This is a genomic window from Thermodesulfobium narugense DSM 14796 (assembly GCF_000212395.1).
Taxonomy (GTDB): Bacteria; Thermodesulfobiota; Thermodesulfobiia; order Thermodesulfobiales; family Thermodesulfobiaceae; genus Thermodesulfobium; species Thermodesulfobium narugense.
Genome location: NC_015499.1, coordinates 451695 through 473545 on the forward strand (window position 1 = coordinate 451695; position 21851 = coordinate 473545).

At 34.2% G+C, this 21851-nt stretch carries 26 protein-coding genes, 1 tRNA gene and 1 pseudogene; 10 read left to right on the forward strand and 18 right to left on the reverse strand.

The genetic code is table 11. The features are described from left to right. The first annotated feature begins 31 nt into the window (after positions 1 to 31). The 5 genes from panD to THENA_RS02255 are packed head-to-tail and all read left to right on the forward strand — an operon-like array spanning position 32 to position 3322. Positions 32 to 379: an aspartate 1-decarboxylase gene (gene panD / locus THENA_RS02235; protein ID WP_013755812.1), complete on the forward strand. Its 348-nt coding sequence runs from the start codon at positions 32 to 34 to the stop codon at positions 377 to 379. Continuing rightward, positions 376 to 1086 carry a hypothetical protein gene (locus THENA_RS02240; protein WP_013755813.1) on the forward strand — a complete coding sequence of 237 codons (711 nt, stop codon included), beginning with the start codon at positions 376 to 378 and terminating at the stop codon, positions 1084 to 1086. Before panD ends, THENA_RS02240 begins: the two co-directional genes overlap by 4 nt. 6 nt (positions 1087 to 1092) lie before the next feature. After that, complete coding sequence (locus THENA_RS02245; protein WP_013755814.1) at positions 1093 to 1632, forward strand: 4-vinyl reductase 4VR; 540 nt, start codon at positions 1093 to 1095, stop codon at positions 1630 to 1632. After that, a complete protein-coding gene (locus THENA_RS02250) occupies positions 1632 to 2540 on the forward strand; it encodes a ribonuclease HIII (RefSeq protein WP_013755815.1) in 909 nt (302 codons plus the stop codon). The genes THENA_RS02245 and THENA_RS02250 overlap by 1 nt, the downstream gene beginning before the upstream one ends. Beyond that, positions 2537 to 3322, forward strand: a complete 786-nt coding sequence (locus THENA_RS02255) for an MBL fold metallo-hydrolase (protein ID WP_013755816.1) — start codon at positions 2537 to 2539, stop codon at positions 3320 to 3322. Before THENA_RS02250 ends, THENA_RS02255 begins: the two co-directional genes overlap by 4 nt. Here the strand turns inward: THENA_RS02255 and THENA_RS02260 are convergent. Continuing rightward, a pseudogene (locus THENA_RS02260) lies at positions 3319 to 3630 on the reverse strand (TrpB-like pyridoxal phosphate-dependent enzyme); the annotation flags it as partial. The gene THENA_RS02255 and the pseudogene THENA_RS02260 overlap by 4 nt on opposite strands. Before the next feature lie 197 nt (positions 3631 to 3827). Between THENA_RS02260 and THENA_RS02265 the strand changes: the two are divergent. Together THENA_RS02265 and THENA_RS02270 are read left to right on the forward strand one after the other, a co-directional pair. Next, positions 3828 to 4325 carry a bacteriohemerythrin gene (locus THENA_RS02265; protein WP_013755817.1) on the forward strand — a complete coding sequence of 166 codons (498 nt, stop codon included), beginning with the start codon at positions 3828 to 3830 and terminating at the stop codon, positions 4323 to 4325. An 18-nt stretch (positions 4326 to 4343) separates the two neighbouring features. Next, the gene (locus THENA_RS02270; RefSeq protein ID WP_169309407.1) at positions 4344 to 5621 is read left to right on the forward strand and encodes a diguanylate cyclase; all 1278 of its coding nucleotides are present in this window, start codon (positions 4344 to 4346) and stop codon (positions 5619 to 5621) included. Between the two features lie 48 nt (positions 5622 to 5669). Here THENA_RS02270 and rbr read toward each other — a convergent pair whose 3' ends face one another. From rbr to THENA_RS02290, 4 genes are all read right to left on the reverse strand, one after another. Beyond that, entirely contained in the window at positions 5670 to 6242 is a 573-nt protein-coding gene (gene rbr / locus THENA_RS02275; protein ID WP_013755819.1) for a rubrerythrin, read from the reverse strand. A gap of 12 nt (positions 6243 to 6254) precedes the next feature. Beyond that, positions 6255 to 6416 carry a rubredoxin gene (gene rd / locus THENA_RS02280; RefSeq protein ID WP_013755820.1) on the reverse strand — a complete coding sequence of 54 codons (162 nt, stop codon included), beginning with the start codon at positions 6414 to 6416 and terminating at the stop codon, positions 6255 to 6257. Positions 6417 to 6556: 140 nt separating this feature from the next. Continuing rightward, a complete protein-coding gene (locus THENA_RS02285; protein ID WP_013755821.1) occupies positions 6557 to 8089 on the reverse strand; it encodes a Vgb family protein in 1533 nt (510 codons plus the stop codon). Positions 8090 to 8096: 7 nt separating this feature from the next. Further along, the gene (locus THENA_RS02290) at positions 8097 to 8525 is read right to left on the reverse strand and encodes a hypothetical protein (protein WP_013755822.1); all 429 of its coding nucleotides are present in this window, start codon (positions 8523 to 8525) and stop codon (positions 8097 to 8099) included. 406 nt (positions 8526 to 8931) lie between these two features. On the opposite strand from THENA_RS02290, the gene THENA_RS09570 reads away from it, so the two are divergent. Continuing rightward, positions 8932 to 10032 (forward strand): geranylgeranyl reductase family protein, encoded by a 1101-nt coding sequence (locus tag THENA_RS09570; protein ID WP_013755823.1) that lies wholly within the window; start codon positions 8932 to 8934, stop codon positions 10030 to 10032. Here THENA_RS09570 and THENA_RS02300 read toward each other — a convergent pair. Continuing rightward, positions 10013 to 10807: a COG4705 family protein gene (locus tag THENA_RS02300; RefSeq protein ID WP_013755824.1), complete on the reverse strand. Its 795-nt coding sequence runs from the start codon at positions 10805 to 10807 to the stop codon at positions 10013 to 10015. The two genes, THENA_RS09570 and THENA_RS02300, sit on opposite strands and share 20 nt — an antisense overlap. Before the next feature lie 198 nt (positions 10808 to 11005). Between THENA_RS02300 and THENA_RS02305 the strand changes: the two genes are divergently transcribed. Next, on the forward strand, positions 11006 to 12175 hold the full coding sequence (locus THENA_RS02305) for an iron-containing alcohol dehydrogenase (protein WP_013755825.1): 1170 nt from the start codon (positions 11006 to 11008) through the stop codon (positions 12173 to 12175). 55 nt (positions 12176 to 12230) lie between these two features. Here THENA_RS02305 and THENA_RS02310 read toward each other — a convergent pair whose 3' ends face one another. The 12 genes from THENA_RS02310 to THENA_RS02365 all read right to left on the reverse strand — a co-directional run bounded on the left by THENA_RS02310 (position 12231) and on the right by THENA_RS02365 (position 20754). Next, positions 12231 to 12593 carry a DsrE family protein gene (locus tag THENA_RS02310; protein ID WP_013755826.1) on the reverse strand — a complete coding sequence of 121 codons (363 nt, stop codon included), beginning with the start codon at positions 12591 to 12593 and terminating at the stop codon, positions 12231 to 12233. Positions 12594 to 12638: 45 nt separating this feature from the next. Then, positions 12639 to 13001 carry a DsrE family protein gene (locus THENA_RS02315; protein ID WP_013755827.1) on the reverse strand — a complete coding sequence of 121 codons (363 nt, stop codon included), beginning with the start codon at positions 12999 to 13001 and terminating at the stop codon, positions 12639 to 12641. A 34-nt stretch (positions 13002 to 13035) separates the two neighbouring features. Beyond that, positions 13036 to 13398, reverse strand: coding sequence for a DsrE family protein (locus THENA_RS02320; RefSeq protein ID WP_013755828.1), 363 nt, complete (start codon positions 13396 to 13398; stop codon positions 13036 to 13038). A gap of 24 nt (positions 13399 to 13422) precedes the next feature. After that, on the reverse strand, positions 13423 to 14385 hold the full coding sequence (locus tag THENA_RS02325) for a (Fe-S)-binding protein (protein WP_013755829.1): 963 nt from the start codon (positions 14383 to 14385) through the stop codon (positions 13423 to 13425). 4 nt (positions 14386 to 14389) lie between these two features. Beyond that, positions 14390 to 14692 (reverse strand): 4Fe-4S dicluster domain-containing protein, encoded by a 303-nt coding sequence (locus THENA_RS02330; protein WP_013755830.1) that lies wholly within the window; start codon positions 14690 to 14692, stop codon positions 14390 to 14392. A 1-nt stretch (position 14693) separates the two neighbouring features. Further along, the gene (locus THENA_RS02335) at positions 14694 to 14936 is read right to left on the reverse strand and encodes a winged helix-turn-helix domain-containing protein (RefSeq protein ID WP_013755831.1); all 243 of its coding nucleotides are present in this window, start codon (positions 14934 to 14936) and stop codon (positions 14694 to 14696) included. After that, complete coding sequence (locus tag THENA_RS02340; protein ID WP_013755832.1) at positions 14936 to 16657, reverse strand: CoB--CoM heterodisulfide reductase iron-sulfur subunit A family protein; 1722 nt, start codon at positions 16655 to 16657, stop codon at positions 14936 to 14938. The genes THENA_RS02335 and THENA_RS02340 overlap by 1 nt, the downstream gene beginning before the upstream one ends. Then, positions 16654 to 19239, reverse strand: a complete 2586-nt coding sequence (locus THENA_RS02345; protein WP_013755833.1) for an FAD-dependent oxidoreductase — start codon at positions 19237 to 19239, stop codon at positions 16654 to 16656. Before THENA_RS02345 ends, THENA_RS02340 begins: the two co-directional genes overlap by 4 nt. 17 nt (positions 19240 to 19256) lie before the next feature. Next, the gene (locus tag THENA_RS02350; protein WP_013755834.1) at positions 19257 to 19652 is read right to left on the reverse strand and encodes a hydrogenase iron-sulfur subunit; all 396 of its coding nucleotides are present in this window, start codon (positions 19650 to 19652) and stop codon (positions 19257 to 19259) included. A gap of 1 nt (position 19653) precedes the next feature. Continuing rightward, on the reverse strand, positions 19654 to 19905 hold the full coding sequence (locus THENA_RS02355; protein WP_013755835.1) for a sulfurtransferase TusA family protein: 252 nt from the start codon (positions 19903 to 19905) through the stop codon (positions 19654 to 19656). A 19-nt stretch (positions 19906 to 19924) separates the two neighbouring features. Beyond that, positions 19925 to 20278: an ArsR/SmtB family transcription factor gene (locus tag THENA_RS02360; protein ID WP_013755836.1), complete on the reverse strand. Its 354-nt coding sequence runs from the start codon at positions 20276 to 20278 to the stop codon at positions 19925 to 19927. Positions 20279 to 20677: 399 nt separating this feature from the next. Then, a tRNA-Arg gene (locus tag THENA_RS02365) sits at positions 20678 to 20754 on the reverse strand. A 65-nt stretch (positions 20755 to 20819) separates the two neighbouring features. Between THENA_RS02365 and THENA_RS02370 the strand changes: the two genes are divergently transcribed. Next, positions 20820 to 21827: a M23 family metallopeptidase gene (locus THENA_RS02370; RefSeq protein ID WP_013755837.1), complete on the forward strand. Its 1008-nt coding sequence runs from the start codon at positions 20820 to 20822 to the stop codon at positions 21825 to 21827. The last annotated feature ends 24 nt before the right edge of the window (positions 21828 to 21851 follow it).

The window sequence follows — 21851 nt, forward strand, 5'->3', positions numbered from 1 at the left end:
AATTAAAAATTTTAAGAGGTGGTTAGAGTAAATGTATATAAAGATGTTGAAATCTAAGATTCATAGGGCAAGGGTAACCGATACAAATCTTAACTATGAGGGAAGCATAAGCATAGACAAAGCTTTACTTGATGAGTCAGGCATAGTGCCAGGTCAGGCGGTAAGCATATTTAACCTTAATAATGGGAAGCGTTTTGAAACCTATGTTATTGAGGGCGAAAGGAATTCTGGAAAGATAAGTCTGAACGGTGCTGCGGCAAGGCTTGCTGAACCAGGCGATTTGGTTATTATCGTGGCATACTGCTGGATTGATGAAAAGGAACTAAAAGATTTTGTTACAAAGATTGTTCACGTGGATGAAAAAAATAAAATAGTATGAGCGAGATAGATCAGCAGGAATTAAGAAAATACATAAGAAAAAACTCGCTATTAATAGCGATTGTATCAGTATTTTTTACTGTTATTCTATTTTTGTCTGATTATTTAGATCAGGGGCCAATGTTTAAACTGATAATATTGTCCCTTTCAATACTTGCTATAATTTTAATTCTTTCTAGAGCTTATAAGAATAGAAACATGAGCTTTATTTCAGACAACCTCAGAACAAAGCCTTATAGGATTACTGAAGAACTTGGTAAAGAATTAGAAACGATACCAGAAAATTCTTTGGTATATACTCATTTTCCAGGAAAATATGGCGATATATTATATTTACTGGTAATTTTAGGTTCTGGCATTTATATTATAAACGTGTGCTACACTAAAGGCTCTTTTTCGATAAAGAACAATGAATTTTTTTTGGACAACGCTAAACCAAAAAGAGATATATTGACAATGAGTTTGAAAAACAAAGTTTGGTTGGAAGAAGAAATTAGAAAGAATCTAAAAGTTGATGTAAACGTTTTTTCGCTGATTGTTTTTGTTAACTCGGATATTAATGGCGTTTTTGAGTTAAATAATGTATATTTGATGAACAGGGAAAGCTTGGCAAACTTTTTGAAAGCTAAAAGGGATTTTCAAATAAACATAAAAGATATTTCAAAGTTATTGAGGAAGATTGTAGAAAAATATAGCCTGAAGGAGTAGATAAACATGAAAAGCGATGAAAATGTTGAACAGAGCATAATTGATAAAATTGGCAATGTCGACGCTGGGAGACCAAATCTTGGACTTTTGATGCCTGTATTTATGTATAGGTTTTTCTTTATTTCTATTCAGGAGAAACTAAAGGAGAGATTTGGGCAAAGCGAAGCTGATAGGATTTTGTTCGATGCAGGATTTTTGGCTGGAAATGAATTTTGTGAAACATTTATTTCTAGCGAAGGTGACGTAAAAAAGTTTTTAGTATCTTTGCAGACAGCTTTCAAGGAACAAAGGCTTGGGGTATTGCAATTAGAGGATATGGATTTGAATTCTTTGTACTTTGAGATAAGTATTTTAGAAGATGTTTATTGTTCTGGAGTTGAACATTCTGATCGCTTTGTTTGCAGCATGTGCGAGGGGTTTTTGGCTGGGATATTTAGTTTTTATTTCAAAAGAATTTTTGAGGCCAAAGAATTAGAGGCGTGGACTGGAACTAATCCAAAAAGTACTTTTGAGTTGAAACCAAAGAAACTGAAAAAAACTTCTTAATGCTTGATATAGAACTTGAGAGGATAATAGAAAAGCTTAAACTCTGTGGCTTTTTGATTAAAGATACCAAAACAATCCAGTACGGAGTTCAGTTAAAAGTTCTGTTTGGAGAAGAAGAGGCAGTGGTAAGGTTTTATGGGAGCAAGAAAGCTGGCTTAAAACTGGATACGTCTTTAATAAAAAGCGATGAATTAAGAAATAAAGTTAAATCTTGTTTTGGGAATGTGGTCAGACAAAGTTTAATATTTCAAAAATTGGACGATAAGTTTGACTTTTATATCGGATCTGATGAAAGCGGAAAAGGGGATTACTTTGGGCCACTGGTTGTTGCTGGGGTAGAAATGACAGGTGACAATCTGAGATCTTTAGAAAGTAGCGGCATTAAAGATAGTAAAGCATTAAATGAGGAGAGGATTTTTTGTCTTGAATCTGAAATTATTAACTCTAAAGTTTTATATAAAAGAATAACTTTGTTGCCCGAGAAATATAATAACATGTACGAATTTTACAAATCTAAAAATGCAAATTTGAATGATATTCTTGCAAGGCTTCATTTTGAAACAATAAGTTATTTTCTGGATGAAAAGAGTAGTTTTAAAGTGGTGGTGGATAAATTTTCTGTCAATAGCGGGTTAGAAAAGAAATTTTTAAAATATAAGAACGTAAAATTTTTTGAGGTAGTGAGGGCTGAAAGCGAATTTTTGTTTGTGGCTGCCGCCTCAATTTTGGCTCGTGCAGAGTTTTTGAGACAGATGAAAAGACTTTCTGATGAAGTGGGGGTCAAACTAAAAAGGGGGAGCGTAAACGTTAAAGATATTGCGCAAAAAATTGTTGAACAATATGGTTTAAATGGCTTGAAAAAGGTTGCAAAATTACATTTTAAGATTACAAGGGAACTAAAACTTTGAAAACCGTTGAATTAAACGTACTAGCAAGTTCTAGTAGTGGCAATTCTACTTTATTAAGAATGGGTGGTTATACTTTTTTGATAGATATAGGGGTTAACTGCTCTTATCTTAAAAGGTCCTTAGAAAGTTTACATCTTAGAGTTGAAGATATTGACGCAGTATTTATTACCCACGAGCATGCTGATCACGTAAGAGGGTTGGAAGTTTTTGCCAGAAATTATTGTAATATTCCTGTTTTTATTAGAGAAAAGTGCTTTAATGAAGTTTTAAAAAGAGTTGAAAGCAGGAATTGTTTTCAAATATTGACTGACGAGGTAAAGTTTGACAATGTAAAAGTTTCCTTCTTTTCAACGCCTCACGACGCAATAGACCCAATTGGCTATGAGTTTTCTTGCAGGGATTTTTGCTTTTCTTATATTACCGATCTTGGTGAAGTTACGTCTGACGTAAAGTGTGCAATTGATAAATCTGATCTTTTAGTTCTTGAGTCAAACCATGATATTGAAATGTTGAAAAACGGATCCTATCCTTATTATCTGAAAAAAAGAATTCTTTCTTCAAACGGACACTTGTCCAATAAGGATGCAGCACTTGCACTTTTGAATTCTAAGATAAAAAAGAGAAATATCGTGCTTGCTCACTTGAGCGAAAAGAACAACTCTCTTGAAATTTTGAAAAAGACTTATAGAGAAATTTTGGGAAAGACAAAATTACCCTTTAGAATTAAGATTGCAAGGCCAAGAGATATAGTTGGATTAAAGGTCAACTTGCCGCCCTATTAGCTTATTTCTCTATTTTTTTCATAGGCACTTAGGTCTAAAAAGCCATGTCCTGATAATAGAAATACAATGTTTTTTTCCTTTTTCTCCTCTTTTGCTTTGATAGCTTCATCTATAGCTTTTTTTATTGCATGAGCAGATTCGGGGGCAGGAGTTATCCCTTCTGTTTTGGCAAAGATCTTTGCGGCCTCAAATATGCTTCTTTGATCGTAGTGACACGCTTCAATTATTTTGTTTTTGTAAAGATTGCTGATTATTGGAGCCATTCCATGATATCTTAATCCTCCTGCATGAATTGGAAGAGGAACAAAATATTAAACTATTACCTATTATACCTTATCAGCATTTAACTTTTGTCTTGAAGATAACTTTATAAATTAACTCTATGTTGATTAAAAGTAATATAACATTCCATGATAAAATTAGCAAATTACAATTTTAAATTGCTTTTAGTTTAATTTTATTGATATTTTGAATTTTATATTATAATAAATTTTAATAAATTATTATGAAGGCTATAAAAAAGTTTAGATATAGATTTATGGGAGAACTTAATGATAGGGGTGTTTTGATGGATGATGAAAATATGAGAGTAGAGTGGACCCCTGATTTTGAAACAGGCATAGAAATTATTGATGCCCAGCACAAAAAGCTTTTTGAAAACATAAATGAATTATTAGATTCATGTGAGAAGGGTGAGGCAAAAGAGGGAGTAATTAAGATATTTAACTTTTTAGAGAAATACGTAATATTTCACTTTGGCACAGAGGAAGATCTTATGATTAAGTATAGGTATCCAAACTACTACCAACACAGGATGCTTCACGATAGGTTTATTATTGATATGAATGGTCTCAAGAGGGAATTTTTGAAAAATGGTATAAGCGATAGCTTTCTTTTATTAATAAAGCATTTTGTTATTGATTGGTTAAAGTATCATATAGGCGGTGAAGATAAGAGGTTGGGGATTTATTTGATGAGATTTCCAGAAATTGTACACAGTTAATTTACGTGATTAGTTATGTTGCTACCTTTAAAAGTTTTATATATTGATTTAACTAAAACTTTTAATGTTCAGATATCTAATTTGGTTGCAAACAACGTTGAGACTCTTGAAACGTGCACAAAATCTCAAGATATTTTCATAAAAATAGGTGAATTTAGACCAGATCTGGTAATATTTAGGTCGAAAAATAATTCAGAAATTCCGATTATTGTAAATAAAATTAAAAAGGATTTTCCTGATATCTTTTTGTTATTGCTTCTTGGAAGAGGAATTAATTTAAAATTTAGCACTAATATTAGCTTTTACTATGTGGATGAAAACTTCAATCAACTAACCTTTTTGGACTTTTTCTTTAACCTTGCCAAAGAAATTAATCAACAGAAGATGATAGTCTCTGATCTAAAATTCTATAAAGAAATCTCTTTTAATATCCAAAATTTTGTTTTTGTCTGTCAATTTGATGAAATTGTTTTTATGAATAAAAATCTCCTAAATTATATTGGTCTTTCAAGTTTAAGTGAATTTAACGAAAAAAATCTCGATATATATGACTTTTTCTATCCTGAGGAAAAAAGTTTATATAAAGGCGAGGGGTTGAAGGAATGGCTTGTAAGTATTAGAAATAGGGGCAATAAGAAAAATGAAAACGTTGTTTTTTTGAAAAATAGCGTTTTGTTAAAAGAATTTTCTATTGAACCCTTTTGGTTGGATTATTCAGAGATAAAAGATGGCGAAATAGTAGTTATTTCTTTGTTCAGAATGTCAAACTTGGATAAATATAGGAACTTTAAAATTATTAAAAGAGTGAGAAACCCTATCACCAACCTGTACGACAAAAAGGTCTTCCTTGAAGAATTAAAGAAGGAAACTCAAAGATCAATAAGATATAAGAGACCTCTTAGTTTAATTTTCTTGTCTAACGACAATTACAATAGCATTTACTCTAAATTTGGCAAAGAAATAGCCCACAGAGTCTTGAGAGAGTTTTGCAACAGGATTAACGATTCGATAAGAAGTCTTGACTTGTTTTGTAGTTATTCGAAAAATAAGTTTACTATACTTTGCCCTGAAACAGATGTCTTTGGTGCACTGTTCGTTGCTAAGAGAATTAGAACTATGATAACATCTGAAACCTTTTCGCATGGGGAAAATCTTGAATGCACCCTTGGCGTAACTCAATATCAACCACAAGAAGATATTGATATATTTGTACAAAGAGCAATAGAAGCGTGGAATAAATCCAAACAAAGCGGCGGAAAGAACATAGAAACAATACTGGTACCAATTAATTACTAAATTGCTCTAAGGCGCTTTATGAACACCTTAGAGCAATATGGGAAAATATTAATAGGGTTCTGAAAAGAGTTCGAAATAAGCTTGTGGGTGTAAGCAGCTTGGACAAGTTTGTGGTGCTTCGATTCCTTCGTGAAGATAGCCGCAATTTCTACATTTCCAAACAGTTTTTACTGTTTTCTTGAAGACTTCATTGTTTTGAACGTTTGTGTAGAGTTTTCTATATCTTCTTTCATGGGCTGCCTCAACTTTGGCTATATTCCTAAATAACGTAGCTATTTCAGGGAAACCTTCCTTTTCTGCAACTTCTGCTGCCTGAGGATATAATACTGTATGTTCTAGGTGTTCTCCTTCTGCTGCGGCTTTGAGGTTCTCTAGTGTAGTGCCTATTACACCAGCTGGGTAAGAAGCTGTAATTTCAACATCGCCGCCCTCAAGGAAGCTAAAAAATCTCTTGGCGTGCTCTTTCTCATTTTCTGCAGTTTCCAAAAAAATTGCAGCAATTTGCTCGTACCCTTCCTTTTTCGCCTGTGAAGCAAAAAAAGTATACCTTGTTCTTGCCTGGGATTCGCCTGCAAACGAAGCAAGAAGATTTTTTTCTGTTTTGGTGCCCTTTACACTCATCTAGTTTACCTCCTAGTCCTGTTTTTTAAAATCAGACTTTGAAGCTCCACATACAGGGCATTGCCAGTCATCAGGTATTTGTTCGAAAGGAGTGTTTGGTGCTATTCCACCATCTGGGTCTCCAACGGCTGGATCGTATACATAACCACAAATTGTGCAAACATATTTATCCATTCTAGTGTCCTCCTATAAATAATATCTATTATTATATTATATTTTTTAGCATTTTTTATCGCTAAAGGTTCTAAATCTTGATAAATAAAACTTATTAGAAAATTAAATTTTAATAATTTTTTATTTAAGCATAATTATGTTCACTTTCCAATATTTTCTGGGAAAGTATGATGAATTGCTATTGGAAGATGAGGATTAAGACCAGAAGTTGGGTTTTCACTTGATTTTGTTTGTGCATTATTTGCTAATTTATAAAATTCTGTTACAGTATTTGTTCCACTTATTACCCATATGTTATTATATTTGTCGATGACTAAAGGACCTGGGAATTTTCCAAGTAAATATACGTGCATTTCTGATTCACTTATTTCTTCTAGGACTCCTTCACCCTCTTTTTTGTTTCCAGAAATCCATATATTGTCTTTATTATCTATTGCTATTCCTGTAGGTTGGATATTCAATTTGTAACTTTGAGGCAAGATTTCACAATTTGCGTTTATGTGTCTTAACATAATGCTATTATCTAAAAGCTTGCCTGTAGTAATCCACGCTGTATTATTAGCTGTAGTAATCTTATTTACGCAACATTGAGAGCATTCTTTTATGTGTCCATTTGGATAAAGTAGTATTAAGGGCCCATAACTTGAAGCAACCCATAGATTGTTGGACTTATCCATTATTATTTGATATGCGCCGTAACTTGCTTGATAGGTTTTTGTTATGTTTCCATTCTCATTAAGTTTAAAAATTTTCCCATCTTTCCAGTCATCTACCCAAACGTTATTTTGCGGATCTATAAAGATGTAATTCAGACCATCTGCTATTTTGTAAGTACCAATTATTTTCCCCTCTTGAGTAAGCTTTATTATACTGTCTTCAACAATAACAAAGACATTGCCATAACTATCTACTGCAATATTTGTTGGGCTACCTTTTAGATTAAAAAGATCTACCTCTCCATCTTGATTAATTTTTGCAATATTTTGACTTTGATAATTTGAAACCCAAATATTTCCAAAATTATCTGTAGCTATTGCATCTGGGGTTTGCCCTACATAAATTGTTCGCTTTTTATTAGTATCCATAGGATTAGCAGATCCTGATTGAGAATAGGGATTTGTTTTATAGACCTGGATTTGACCGGCTGAATTAATTGTAATCTTTGAAATAGCGCTTTGTGAATTACATGTTTGTAACACAGTTTTTGGCAAAATTGTGCTGTTTCCTTTTTCTATTTCTATCCAATGGCTGCTAAAGGCACCACATTGGCCCACAGGATTAGGATTTCCCGTCATTGCACCAACAGTGATGTTATATGTGAAGTCCCTAATTTTGCAAGATAAATTTATAGTTTTTGTTGAGGTTACGAACCCTCTGCTGTCTTTTATTAAAAGCTCATCTGGTCCTCCTAGATTTTTATAACCGGCTTGTTGAAGCGATTCTATGGTGCTAATTTTTTTGTCTTGTTCATTTTGGGTATAGAAATATAAATTTTTAAATTCAAGTTCACCATTTGGATTACATTTGTAAAAAAGATAGGTATTCGAATCATCAGAAATTTTGGAACTATTGGACAAAGTTTTAGAGGGTTTAAAATTGATTACAAAGATTATAGAGATAATAATTACAAAGCTAACTGCAATGATTAATATCTTTGACCAATATTTTTTCATTTTGTTTTTATTCCATAATCCATGTCTGATATGTGCATTGTGGACCCTGAAGGCCGTTGTGTACTAGTAATTTGCCTGGATATTCGTTTTCAGCCCTAAAAACATTAATAAATTCTCCGTTAAGACAGGAGCCAGGAGCGTGAAGTTGACATTGACCTACAAGTTGGGCATCTCTAAAGCCTTCCACTGTTACATTTTGAATGTGTTGAAGAGGTATGTCCTGCCCCTTCCAAGTACAAGTTGCAACTGGTTCATTTATACATCCAAAGCATTCTCCTGTAAGTTGCACACTATTAAAACCATTGGCGGCAATATTTTGAAAAATTTGATATCCTATCAAAGAGTCTTGCAAGAAACAGTTTTGGGCTTGAGCAAGGTTATAGCTAAAAAGTGTGAAAACTAAAATTATTAATGAAGATATTAACGTGCGTCTCATTGTCCTCCTCCTTCAATAGTTTTTCTTTCACATAAATAACTTTTAATAGCTTATGTTTTTTATAACGTTAACTAACTTATTATCGCCCCCTTTCTTTGCATATTTAATGAATACTAAAAAATCTCTAACTTTGAAAAACAATTTGAAATCCGTAGTTGGTATACCGAAGAATATTTATTTTTTATTGAATCTTTAGACTAAAAGTGGGTTTGAGAGTGGAAGAGTTTAGTAAATGTGTGGTAAGGAAATAAAATATTTAATTAAATTCTATCATTTTTTTAAATTTTGTTTAGATATAAATTAATTTATCTTGATAAGTAAAATTTATTATTTGATAAAGATTATCTTTTTCTTTATAATTAATTCTTAATTCTCTTGACCTTATCTTATATAATAATAAATTTATATGAACAATAGAATATTAGAATTTGATGTAATTATTTGTGGTGCAGGGCCTGCTGGATCTACAGCGGCCTTTTTGTTGGCAAAAAAAGGTTTAAGAGTAGCATTGATTGATAAAGAAGTTTTTCCTAGAGATAAGCTTTGCGGGGGATTATTAACAAAAAAATCTTATAACTTAATTGATTCAATATTTGGAATTAATTTTTTACGACAAGAAACTGAATTTTTTTCCAATAGATTCGAGGTTTATTATGGGAGAACAAAAATAATATCATCATTTTCAAAAAAGTTATTTCTCTATGTCGATAGAAAAAAATTTGATTTTGCAATTTTAAAGAAGGCAATAGAATCTGGAGCTTATTTTTTTGAAAAAACTAAGGTTGTAGATATAGATGTAAACAATTTGTTGGTATTTACAAATAACAATACTTTTAAGGGGAGATATATTGTTGCTGCTGACGGTGTGAATAGCATTATAAGAAGCTCTTTGGTAAAAAATGAAATTATAGATATCCGTGAGTATAAAGATAATTTGACTCTTGCTATGGAATTTTATGATTATAAATTTACAACTGATCGGGCTTCTTTATATTTTGGATTTACAAAATTTGGCTATGGATGGATTTTTCCTAATAAAGAAAGAACTATTGTTGGAATGGGAGCGCTAATAAGCAAAAACAATGGTTTGATAAAAAAGCAGTTCAATAATTTTTTAAACTCAATTGGATATAAAGAGCCAACAAAAGTTTTTTCTCATCTAATACCTACAGGTTGGATTCCGAATAGAGTTGGTTTCAATAATATTTTGTTAGTAGGTGATGCGGGTGGTTTTGTAGATCCTATAACAGGTGAGGGCATATATTATGCTGTTAGAACTGGCCAAGTGGCAACTGATGCAATTTTAATTTCTGAGAAAAATAAGCTTTTTGCTGAAATTAACTATGAACGGTTTTTAGATAAGATGCTTAAAGATTTGAGGAATAGAAAAAGGTATAGAAACATTGTTTTTGGCACAAAGTTTAGGCTTTTTATAAAAATCTTTCTTTTAGTTCAGTTGATCGTGTTTAGAGACAAAATACTTGATTTTATTCACGAGCCCTCTTAAGAAACTGGTTAGGATCATCAATTTTGAAGACAATTAAGAAAAGTATTACTACCAAAATTGCAAGGGTTAATATTAGGCTTACTGTAAATGATCCAAAACCAAGTCCACCAAATCTTATAGGTTTATCGGCCCAATCAGCAAATGAGGCTCCAAGAGGTCTGGTCATTATATATGCAATCCAAAATGCAGCTATTTCATTAAAATCAAACATGAAATATGCAATTATTGGAATGGAGAACATTACTGTAAAAAGCAACCCTGATTCAAAATATCCAAGATTGAGAGTAAAGGCAGTCATATCTCCGGCTGCTGTTCCAAGGGCAAATGTTATAACAATGGTCGCCCAATAAAATGCTTCTCGTCGTGAGGTATATATGCTGTGTATAGAAAGAGTTTTTTCTTTGGATTTCCAGGCTGCTAAAGTTAGAATTAGTGTTATGAGAAAAAATAGAGTAGAAAAACTGTATGGGACACCCAAAACTACATGTATTACGTCGGCTATTTGAGTTCCAAATATGCTAACCATTATTACTGCGAACCAATAGTAATGCGCATAATATCTATTGCTTTTCATTTGTAGCCATATTGAACCAACGAAGATTAAACTGCATGCAATTACTGCTAAATATGGATTTGTATGAAAAACCAAATAATCTGAAGTGGCTTCTCCCATAGCAGTAGAGAGAAGTTTTGCAACCCAAAAGTAAATTGTTATTTTTGGTACTTTCAAGAGGTTGCTTTCATTAAAAAATATATTTTTTAGATCTTTTTCCATTTGTCAGCAAAAAACTTTAAAAGAGTTTGAATTTATTTTTATGACTTAATGATAGCTAAAAAAAATTAGGATAAATTTAAGGTTTTTTTAGAATATTATTATACTTTACTTTGAGTTAACTCCAAGTGATATATTTTTTCTTAAAATATTTAGAATGAATTATGAAATAAATCTTAACGCAAAAAAGGAGGTTTGATTATGTACAATTTTGTATTTCAGAACACAACAAAAGTTTACTTTGGACCAAATCAGCTTTCTCACTTAGGCGAGGAGTTAAAACAATTTGGTAAAAGAGTGCTTCTTACATATGGAGGAGGTACGATTAAGAAGATTGGCCTTTATGATAAGGTTATGGATGAGCTAAAAAAGGCTGATCTTACAGTGTTTGAGTTGTCTGGTATTGAGCCAAACCCCAGACATACAACTGTCAACAAAGGCAGAGATATATGCAAAAAGGAAAAGATTGATGTACTGCTTGCTGTTGGTGGTGGTTCTACAATAGACTGCACTAAGTTAATTGCAGCTGCAACTTTTTATGATGGAGATAGTTGGGATCTTGTAACCCACAAAGCGCCAGTTACAAAAGCTTTGCCAGTATGTACAATATTAACCCTAGCTGCTACAGGGTCTGAAATGAATTCGGGAGCTGTTATTAGTAATATACAAACCAATGAGAAATATGGCCTTATTCATCCATTGCTTCAACCAAAGGTTTCTTTTCTTGACCCTACAAATACGTATTCTGTAAGCGCATACCAAACTGCTTGCGGTAGTGCTGATATTTTGTCTCATGTTTTTGATGTGTTTTATTTTAATAAAGCAGAAAAGATGGATATGGTAGAGCGAGTTATGGAAGACGTTATAAAAACTGTTATTAAATATGCTCCAATTGCAATAAAAGAGCCTACTAACTATCAGGCAAGAGCAAACCTAATGTGGGCATCAAGTTGGGCTTTGAATGGATTTTTGCAAACAGGCGGCGAATTTCATGCTCCCTGTCATGCAATGGAACATGAACTTTCTGCTTTTTATGACATTACTCATGGCTTGGGTCTTGCTATACTTACACCTCGTTGGATGGAATATATCCTTGATGAGTCAAATGTCTCACAATTTAAAAAATTTGGAATTAATGTCTTTGGAATCGATCCTAAACTGCCCGATATGGAAATTGCAAGAAAAGCAATATCATCATTGAGCGACTTTTTGTTTAATAAATTAGGTCTTAAAAGCACTCTTAGTGAAGTTGGCATCGATGATAAGAATTTCAAAATTATGGCACATAAAGCCTGTAGGGGTGGGGTTTTGAGCGGATATAAACCATTGACTGAAGAAGACGTTGAAAAAATATACAGGATGTGCTTGTAGGACCATACAAAGCCCCGTCTCTGGTATTTAGAGGCGGGGCAGCGTTTAGAAAAAATTAATAATTTAATACTGAATTAGCTTCTAATATTTCTTTGATAGCCTTTCCTGCCTTTGTTAGTTCGCAGCCATCAACTATCATTTCTTTAGTAATTCCTCTTTCTTCACAACATGGAATGCAAAGGAATATCTTTCCTCCATTTGAAAGAAAATTCTCAACATGCTTTTTTATAGGATCGTGTCCGGGAGCTTTTATGTGTTCGTAAACACCTTTCGTTACTGTATATACGCCGCTTGCCTGCAAACAAACTATTACCTCAGCGTCCATTGCAAGGGCTGCGTTAGCCATTACGTATGCAAGAGTTGCCTTTTCTGGATCTTCAGGCCCACTTGTTGACATGACTACAACTTTTTCGTTCATTTTGATCGTCCTCCTTAAAATTCTTCTTTGTTTGTGACGTAAAGATTAATAATTTAATGTGGTTTTTGCTTCTAATATAGCTTTCATTGCTTTGCCAGATTTGGCCATCTCACAGCCTTCAAGTATCTGATCTTGAGAAATGTCTCTTTCCTGGCAGCAAGGTATGCAAACGTAAAATTTTCCTCCATTTGAAAGAAAATTCTCAACATGCTTTTTTATAGGATCGTGTCCGGGAGCTTTTATGTGTTCGTAAACACCTTTTGTTACCGTGTAGACTCCATTTGATTGGAGAACCATTAATACCTCAGCGTCCATTGCAAGGGCTGCGTTAGCCATTACGTATGCAAGAGTTGCCTTTTCTGGGTTTTCTGGTCCAGAAGATAAGGTAATTACAAGTTTTTCACTCATTTCTACCTCCGATTAAATTTTTTTGAGTTGATAATTAATAAAACATTACTAAGTCTGACTCTGAGATGTCTAACATTGCTCTTCCTGCTCCAACTATTTGTGCATTACTAACAAGGTCTTTTTCAGTTATGTTTCTGGCTTTGCTTGCACAAACACACAAATAAAATTTACCGCCTTGTTCTATAAAATTTTTTACATAAATTTCTAATGGATCGTAATCTTTATATGTTATTCTTTCAAACATGCCCTTGACAGCTGTAAAAACTCCTCCGCTTTGAAGCCACATAGTTACTTCATAGTCCATTGCAAAAGCAGCGTTTGCCATAATAAAAGCACCTATGACTTTTTCTGGATTATCTGGACCTGACGTAAGGGCAATAAACGCCTTCTTTGCCATCCTTTTCCTCCACTTTTATGGACTCTATAAATAAGCTTTCGCTAAAATTTCTGACAGATCCAAAAAACTATCCTTTAAAGGAGTGCTTTCTTTTAGGTTTAATAAACAAATTGGACACATTGTAGTTACTACGTTTGAACAGGTTAATAAATCGTTTGCTCTTTTTGAGGCAATTTCTTTTGCCTTTTTTGGGAAAAGCGATTCAATTGGGCCACCACAACAGTGAGTGAGCTTTCTTGAAAGTTCTGGTTCTACATAATTTATTCCTGCATTTTTTAAAAGAGCTCTTGGTTCTTCGATTACTTCTTCATATCTTGCCAGGACACAGGAATCGTGGATGGCTACAATCATGTCCAGTTTGTTTTGAGGTTTGATCTTTTTTTCATACAATACTTCGATGTAATTTTTCACCTCATAATCAAATTCTGGCAAGATTTTTTTATAAACCTTTCTAAGCATATGTGTGGTGTGAGGGTCAACTGTAATAATATTTTTTACGTTGTTTTCTTTAAGGATTTTATTTAATATCTTTGCCTGATTAATTAGGGGTTCATCTATGCCGTTGTCGTATAAAAGGGTACCGACATAGAGTTCATCTTCGTATAAATATCCTGCTTCTACTCCAGCATACTTTAAAAGCTTGTAGATATTTTGCAAGCATCTATTTGATCGTTCTTCTTCGCTTTTGTCAGGTTTTGCGGCAAATTTGGACATTGAAGATAGGTCAATAAACTTATTAACTATTCTTCCTACTGGAGCTAGTTTCATCAGAGTGGATTCTTCCAGGTTTTCATATAGATTGGTTGCTGACTTTGTGATTGGCATAAGTTGATACATATGCCCGGTATAAATTATTGTTTCTGTGCCCTTTTTTATGTTTAAATCCTTTGCCCATGAGACAAGGCTTTTTTCTGGAACGCTAAAGACAGTCTTTCTCTTTTCAAAGTTATCGTTTAATATCCCTAAAACAGCTCCTACTTTGCTCATTTTTTCACACTCCAAGCTTGCTCTTGGCAAGATAATTTCTGATAAGTCTTATGTTTTCTGTTATGTTAACATCATGTGGGCATTGCTCTTCGCACATCCTACATAAAAGGCATGAAAATATCTGATCGGTGCTCTCAAGAATTTTTTCCTCTTCGCCTAAGAGAACATATCTAAAAAGTTTTCTGGGTAAAATATCAAAGCCTACTGGGCACAGTGCCGAGCAAGTCCCACAGTTAAAGCATGCTGATGCGTTGAAATCCTCACTTATCTTAATTTTATCTATCAATCCAGAATTGACTTTTATCATCTTATTTCTCCTTGAGAGCGTATTTGTAATAATCGTCTCGCCTCTTTTTCGGAAGCTCTTCTACAAGGTTGTATCTACGCATTGCCATTAGGTGCATGGTAGCCTCATAGGTTGGTATATTTAGCTCCTTTGAAATTTCTGGTATTGTTTTTGGTTCACTTTTGAGCAAAGAGATTATCTTTTCGTGGAAATACATTTCGCTTTTTATAACGTGTAAAGGTGGCTTAATAAATTTTTTTAGCATTATTTTGCCTCCAAAAGCATAGAATTTATCATGGAATTTATTTGAGCGTGAGTGTAGCCAAGAACTTCCAGAGCATCTTCAGGACAATCAGGAACACAGCCGCCACATCCTTTACAAATTGCAGGATTTATGCTTGCAATTACTTTATCGTTTCTGTTTACAAAAGATATTGCTTCGTATGGGCATGAATTTTCGCATAGTTTGCAACCCGTACACTTTTCTTCTATTACGTGTGCAACAGTGGGCTCAATGTCTACATAGCCTTTAATAAGAAGTGATGCCGTTTTCGATGCAGCAGCCATTGAACTAGCTACGCTTTCTGAAATATTTTTTGGGCCTTGTGATGCTCCTGCAATAAATATGCCATCTATTACAGTTTCTACAGGTCTTAGTTTTGGATGTATTTCGTTATAAAATTTGTCTTTACCAATTGGAGTTTTTAAAATATCGTTTAGTTCTGAGTTCTCATTTGCCACCATACCATTTACAAGCACAAGCAAGTCGCAGGGAATTAAGATATCTTCCTTGGCTAACAGTCTATCCTTTACAATAATTTTTATTCTTTCGCCTTTTAGACTAATATCTGGGGGGGTTTCTTCGTCATACTTGAAGTATAAAGCTCCGCGCCTGAGATTTTCTTCATAATATTCTTCATATTTTCCGTATGTTCTTATATCTCTGTAGATGTGATATTGCTTCAAATTCTTATCGATGTCAAATGCTAAAAGAGAAGCGTAGTTAACAGCGCTGCAGCAATATCTGGAACAGTATTTGTTGCCGTTTTCTTTGTTATTTTCTCGTGAGCCAACACAGTAAATATAGGCTATCTCTCTAATTTTTTGACCATTAAAGACCAGTTCGCCCTTTTTAACGTTATTGGCTAACAACTTCTTAAAATCTACCAAAGTTATTACATTTGGATGTCCATAACCAAATTCATTTGGTTTAGGAGTATAGGGTTTAAATCCTGTTGTTAAAATTATTGAACCGACGTTTAGAGTTAATTTTTCGTCTCCAGACATTATGTCACATTCAAAATTTCCCACGCTGCCTTGTTTTTTTATTAGTTTTGCATTGGTATAAATGTTGATGTTATTTCTTTTTTTGATCTCTTTTTCAAGTTCCTCTATTAGTTCAGAACCATTTTTGTTGTCAGGAAAGACAACGCCTATGTCCTTTAGGTTACCACCTATTTTGGATTCTTTCTCTATTACGTGGGCAAAGATTCCCATATCGGATAATGCTAAAGCGCACCTTAAGCCTGATATGCCTCCTCCTACTATTAAAGCCTGATTAACAGTGTTTACCCTTAATGGAGTGAGTGGGACGGAATTTCTAGTTTTTGCAATACCTGCTCTTACTAAGTCAATTGCCTTTGCAGTTGCTGCTTCTTTGTTGTGAGTGTGTGCCCATGAACACTGCTCTCTAATATTTACCTGAGTATATTGGTAAGGGTTAAGTCCTGCCCTCTGTGCCATATTTTGAAAGGTCTTCAAATGAAGTTTTGGAGAGCAAGAAGCTATTACAATTCCGTCTAGATTCTTTTCTTTTATTGCGTTTATCATTTCTGTCTGAGCGCTGTCAGAACACGTAAACATATTGGTCTTTGCATATGCTACGCCTTCATCATTTGCTACTGCATCTTTTACCTTCTCTACGTCCACATAGTCTGATATGTTTCCACCACAATAACATACAAAAACGCCAATTCTACCGCTCATAGCCCCCTCCTCATCTTAGTAATGTATCCTGCTGCTTGAGCTGCAGCAGCTCCAGCGTGTACAACAGAATCGGGGATATCCTTTATGGAACTTGAAGTGCCAGCAACAAATATTCCTTCTATTGAAGTCTTTGCCGGTTCTGTGTTCTCTTCTACTTCTCTTACGAACATGTGATTGTCCGAATCCAGTTTCATATCTTTGAACGGCTTGAATGCAGTTGTGTTTGACAATAGTCCGACTGATAGTATTACCATATCGTGATTGGCAACCTTTATTTGTCCGTCTTCTTCCATGTCTTCGTAAAACAGATTTAGATTGTTTTCTTCGTCTTCTTCTATTCTTGCTACCTTCCCTTTTACAAATCTTATGCCCATTTCTTTAGCCTGGTGATAAAACTCTTCATATCCTTTGCCGAATGCCCTTATATCAATGTAATATATAGTCAGATCAGCAGTAGGTAGAGCCCCCATTATAAGTTGTGCCTGTTTTAGAGAATACATACAGCAAACTCTTGAACATATGTTGTTGTCTACCTTTCTATCTCGCGAGCCCACACACAATATCATTGCAATATTTGATGGCACCTTGCCATCAGATGGCCTTATTACAGCGTTGTATGGTCTGGTAGGAGCAAGTATTCTGTCCATTTGCATTGCATCGATAACGTTTGGGAATCTGCCAAACCCAAATATTTCCTTTTTGCTAGCGTTAAACAAATTGAATCCTGTAGAAACAATTACAGTATCTACTTCTATTTCGTATCTTGTATCTCTAATTGAAAAATCTATTGCATTAGCAGGACAAATGTTTACACATTGGTGGCATTCGCTACAACCGCCACAATCCAGGCAACCTGTGGCATATTTCTTTACTTCTTCTTCTGAGATAGTTTGTTCTATTTCCTCAAAATTGAAATCTTTTGTTCTAAGATGTGGCTCAAATTTCATGTGTTTTGGAAAGTTTGAATTGTAGCGATCTTTTATTTCGTTTGGCTTTACAGCAGGAAGTCTGTCATCAAATTTTTCTGAGCCAAAATCCAAATTGTTTAAAAATAGATCAAGATAAAAAGCCGCTTTTTTTGCACTGGAAATAGCTTTAAGTATATTTGAGTGTCCGTGCACATTGTCGCCACAACTAAATACCCAAGGGATTTGGGTCTGATAGAATTCATTAACTTTTAATTCAGATATGTTCGGGTTAGACTCATCAAAGACTAATTGCTCAGGCCTTGGATCCATTGCATAAATAATAATATCTGCTTTATCTATTTCATCTAATTTTGAATTAAGAACCAATTTGACTCCTTCGTTTGTTGCATCATCGATTTCTTTTTTTGTAGCGCTCATGTCAACTCTGTCCTTTTCAAAATGTATTGAAACGTTTGCTTTGTATCTTAATGCTACTCTGGCGCAGTGCATAGCAATGTTGTTTCCACCAATTACAACGACGTTTTTCGAATTTAGAGTAGAGTGAATATCTTTGTCTTGCAGGAATTTGATAGCGTCAATGACATTCTTTTGCTTTAGAGTTTCTGGATAATCCTTCTCATTATAGCTAGTTCCAGTTGACAGCAATACTGCGTCAAATCCGCTTTCTTTTAATGTATTTAGAGAAAAGATCTTCGTGTTTAGCTTTACTTCAATGTTTTGATATGATGTTATTTCTTCAATGTCTCTGTCTAGTAAATTCTTTGGAAGCAAGTAACCAGGGATTAATCTAAGTTTGCCCCCCAGTTTATCTGATGATTCGAAAATAGTTACTCTGTAGCCCTTTTTGGCAAGATAGTACGCAGCGCTCAATCCTGATGGGCCAGAACCAACAATTGCAACTCTCTTGTCTGATAGGTCTTTTAGTTCTATTTTCTGAGGGGTAGGGGAATTTTCAAAGTGCTTGTCTGCAATGTATCGTTTTATGTTTCTGATAGGGATAGAACCTTCCAATTGGTTTCTGGTGCATCTTTTTTCGCAGGGGGCAGAACATATTCTGCTAAGAGTTGAGACGAAAGGAGAATCTTCAAGATGTAAGCGATATGCTTCTTCAAATTTTCCAGATCTTGAAAGCGAAACAAGCCCGTGTGCCTTTACGCCAACGGGGCATACAAAAGTACAAGGTGAGGTGCCAAACCTCTCTATTACTGCTTTTTTTGGAACTGCTTGTGGAAATGCAATGTATGCTGCTCTTCTGGGAATAAGATCGCAATTGAACTGGTCAAGCAAAGGGACAGTGCAAGCAAGCTCGCACTGTCCGCATCCTGTACACTTGGCTGGGTCAACAAATGTGGCCTTTTTAAGAATTTTAGCTATAAAAGAATTCTTTTCCTTCTTTATCTCTTCAACTTCGCTGTAATTTAATATTGTGATATTATTGTGAGCAGCTGTAGCAGCCATTTTAGGTGTGGATATGCAACTAGAACAATCAAGAGTGGGAAATACTTTGCTAAGTAGTATCATTTTTCCGCCAATACTGGATTCTTTTTCTACAAGAAGCACTTTGAATCCCATATCACCAAGCAATATAGAAGATTCCATTCCAGCAATTCCGCCACCTATTACTAATGCGTCAAACTTTTTATAGTCGCTCATCGCCTGCTCCTTATAGTTTAGTTATTCAATTCGCTTAATGCTTTATGAAACTTTTTGATATGTGAGACAAATGATTCAGCACATACGGAACATATTGCAGCCATTTTTACTCTTCTTGGATCTAGGTTGTTTGCTGTGAGGAGTTCTTGTGATTTCTCTACGACCTTTGCAGTTCTATCTGTGCAGTTAGTTAAATAAGGACAATCTGTTCCATCAGCAGCTATGAATACTCCATCAAAACCACTTTTTATTGCATTTAAAATCCATTTTGGGCTTATGCCACTAGAACAAGGAACTGTTATAACTTTAACTGATTCTGGATAGTCCATATGAGACGCTCCCGCAAGGTCAATGCCAGGATCTGAGATATTGTTCGTTGAAAAAACTAAGATTTTTGGATTATTAGCAGACACTTTATTTTCCTCTTTTTACATAAAGTTTCCAATACCCAGCTTCTTCAATATTTCCCAAAAATTCGTGTCCAACCTTTTCTGCCCACAGCGGGAGGTCTTCGTTTGTCCCTTCATCAGAGGATAGAACTTCCATTATTCCCCCAATAGGTATTGAGACGATTTCCCTTTTGGCTGCAAGTAGTGGACCAGGGCAGGCACTTCCTCTTGCATCTACTGTTTTGTCTACTTTCAAATTTTTCAGGTCTAAACTCATGATACATCCTCCTAAATATTTAATTTTTTATTTTAAAGCAAAGCAGATTGCTTTCTAAACTCATTTCCTTTGCAAAATTGCCCTTCTTTTTCATTGTTTCATAGAGGATTTGTCTAATAAGATTGCAGGCTTCACCTAATCTTTTGTCTGAGAGCGAGTAGTAAATTGTTTTGCCCTCTTTTCTGGTTTCTACTAAATTGTGTGCTCTAAGAAGAGCTAGGTGCTGGCTAACTGTTGATGGCCTAGCGTCAATTGTCTTTGCAATTTCTGTTACGTTTGCCTCTCCTTCAGCAAGCATTGCTATTATCATAAGCCTTTTTGGGTTGGAAAGGCTTTTGCAAAGCTCTGCATGGGCTTCAAAGAGCTGCAGCAAATTAATTATAATCACCTCTTTTTATACATATATTCGAACATTCGAAAATAAGTATATATATTTTTTTCGATTTTGTCAATTTAGGAAATTTTAAAGATAACTGAATTGCTTCTGTTACAAATTTTATCTAATTTTGTTTTTCAATTTATCCTTTAATTTGCTTATTTTTTTTTACAATTTTTTTAGAAAAGGATAATATAAATAGTTTATACGACAAAAATGTTTGACATATTTCTCTTAAATAACTATACTTTTGAAGTTGTTTGAGATCTAATTTAATTTAAATCTAATGAAATTAATTTATTTTTCTAATGAGTTTTAAAAGGGGTAAAGGGTAAGGATCTTTTTTAGGAGGTAAAAGATATGATTGTACTTTTAAAGGTGATTGAAGTCTTTAAGTGGCGTGCCCGACAGGATTCGAACCTGTGACCTTTGGATTCGTAGTCCAACGCTCTATCCAACTGAGCTACGGGCACAACGTATTTGATTATATCATAAATTTTTAATCAAATTAAAAATTTGACTTTGAGAGGTGATTTTATTGGGTAATTTTTTTAAAAAATTTAAATTAGGCTCTATCAAGCAATTTTTAGTGAGATACAAAAAAGAAATTTGCTACTTTTTTCCCATTATTCCTCTGATTGTAGGGGGGTTAATAATTACAAATAGTGCTAATTTAAATCCAAAAAACGCTAATTTTTCAATTTATCCTGTTCAAAATGTTTCTAAAGAAGATGTCAAAAAGGTTTCAAGTGAACCAAAATTTCAGATTCAGGATTACACTGTTCAGCCAGGAGATACACTTGAAAGCATAGCTCAAAAGTTCAGCATTAGTTATCAGACTATTAAGTTGCTGAATGGTATTAAGGATGAAAGCTATCTTAAAATTGGTCAAAAGTTAAAAATTCCTAACATGAACGGCGTTATTTACACTGTTCAACCCGGAGACACGTTGAGTGAGATCTGTGAAATATATGGAGTTAGTCAGGAAAGAATTTTGAAGTCCAATAATATACCCAATCCTCAAGAACTTCAGATAGGGCAGGATATATTTATACCTGGGCTTGATGTAGTGTCTGAAGTAGTAAATAAGTGGACTTCAGACAGTAGCAACAATGGATATGAACGTATTGCTCTATCTTATAGAGGTAGAGGATTTCCTGGTAACTTTATATGGCCTGTAGATGGTCCTATTACTTCTGGCTTTGGTTGGAGAATTCATCCAATTTTCGGTACTCCCGAGTTTCATACAGGAATTGATATTGGAGTGCCCTATGGTACTCCAGTTAGGGCTGCAGATAGGGGAATAGTTACCTATGCTGGTTGGGAACACGGTTATGGTGAAATTGTTACCATTAATCATGGAGATGGCATTAGTACTTCCTATTCACATAATAGCTCAATAGTTGTCTCTGTGGGGCAAAGAGTTAGTCAGGGTCAAGTAATAGCTTATGCTGGTAGCACTGGTTGGTCTACAGGACCACACGTGCTCTTTGAAGTAAAAGTTGACGGAAGATATGTAAACCCTCTAAATTATTTGCCTAGATAGAACTTCTAATTGTATTATTTTATA

Excerpts from the sequence above, each read along its gene's own strand:
- rd (WP_013755820.1), bottom strand. The coding sequence starts at position 6,416 with ATGGATAAATATGTTTGCACAATTTGTGGTTATGTATACGATCCAGCC.
- THENA_RS02290 (WP_013755822.1), bottom strand. The coding sequence starts at position 8,525 with ATGAGACGCACGTTAATATCTTCATTAATAATTTTAGTTTTCACACTT.
- THENA_RS02310 (WP_013755826.1), bottom strand. The coding sequence starts at position 12,593 with ATGAACGAAAAAGTTGTAGTCATGTCAACAAGTGGGCCTGAAGATCCA.
- THENA_RS02285 (WP_013755821.1), bottom strand. The coding sequence starts at position 8,089 with ATGAAAAAATATTGGTCAAAGATATTAATCATTGCAGTTAGCTTTGTA.
- THENA_RS02320 (WP_013755828.1), bottom strand. The coding sequence starts at position 13,398 with ATGGCAAAGAAGGCGTTTATTGCCCTTACGTCAGGTCCAGATAATCCA.
- rbr (WP_013755819.1), bottom strand. The coding sequence starts at position 6,242 with ATGAGTGTAAAGGGCACCAAAACAGAAAAAAATCTTCTTGCTTCGTTT.
- THENA_RS02340 (WP_013755832.1), bottom strand. The coding sequence starts at position 16,657 with ATGAGCGGTAGAATTGGCGTTTTTGTATGTTATTGTGGTGGAAACATA.
- THENA_RS02245 (WP_013755814.1), top strand. The coding sequence starts at position 1,093 with ATGAAAAGCGATGAAAATGTTGAACAGAGCATAATTGATAAAATTGGC.
- THENA_RS02335 (WP_013755831.1), bottom strand. The coding sequence starts at position 14,936 with ATGCTAAAAAAATTTATTAAGCCACCTTTACACGTTATAAAAAGCGAA.
- THENA_RS02250 (WP_013755815.1), top strand. The coding sequence starts at position 1,632 with ATGCTTGATATAGAACTTGAGAGGATAATAGAAAAGCTTAAACTCTGT.
- THENA_RS02265 (WP_013755817.1), top strand. The coding sequence starts at position 3,828 with ATGAAGGCTATAAAAAAGTTTAGATATAGATTTATGGGAGAACTTAAT.
- THENA_RS02345 (WP_013755833.1), bottom strand. The coding sequence starts at position 19,239 with ATGAGCGACTATAAAAAGTTTGACGCATTAGTAATAGGTGGCGGAATT.
- panD (WP_013755812.1), top strand. The coding sequence starts at position 32 with ATGTATATAAAGATGTTGAAATCTAAGATTCATAGGGCAAGGGTAACC.
- THENA_RS02305 (WP_013755825.1), top strand. The coding sequence starts at position 11,006 with ATGTACAATTTTGTATTTCAGAACACAACAAAAGTTTACTTTGGACCA.
- THENA_RS02240 (WP_013755813.1), top strand. The coding sequence starts at position 376 with ATGAGCGAGATAGATCAGCAGGAATTAAGAAAATACATAAGAAAAAAC.
- THENA_RS09570 (WP_013755823.1), top strand. The coding sequence starts at position 8,932 with ATGAACAATAGAATATTAGAATTTGATGTAATTATTTGTGGTGCAGGG.
- THENA_RS02355 (WP_013755835.1), bottom strand. The coding sequence starts at position 19,905 with ATGAGTTTAGACCTGAAAAATTTGAAAGTAGACAAAACAGTAGATGCA.
- THENA_RS02325 (WP_013755829.1), bottom strand. The coding sequence starts at position 14,385 with ATGAGCAAAGTAGGAGCTGTTTTAGGGATATTAAACGATAACTTTGAA.
- THENA_RS02300 (WP_013755824.1), bottom strand. The coding sequence starts at position 10,807 with ATGGAAAAAGATCTAAAAAATATATTTTTTAATGAAAGCAACCTCTTG.
- THENA_RS02315 (WP_013755827.1), bottom strand. The coding sequence starts at position 13,001 with ATGAGTGAAAAACTTGTAATTACCTTATCTTCTGGACCAGAAAACCCA.
- THENA_RS02330 (WP_013755830.1), bottom strand. The coding sequence starts at position 14,692 with ATGATAAAAGTCAATTCTGGATTGATAGATAAAATTAAGATAAGTGAG.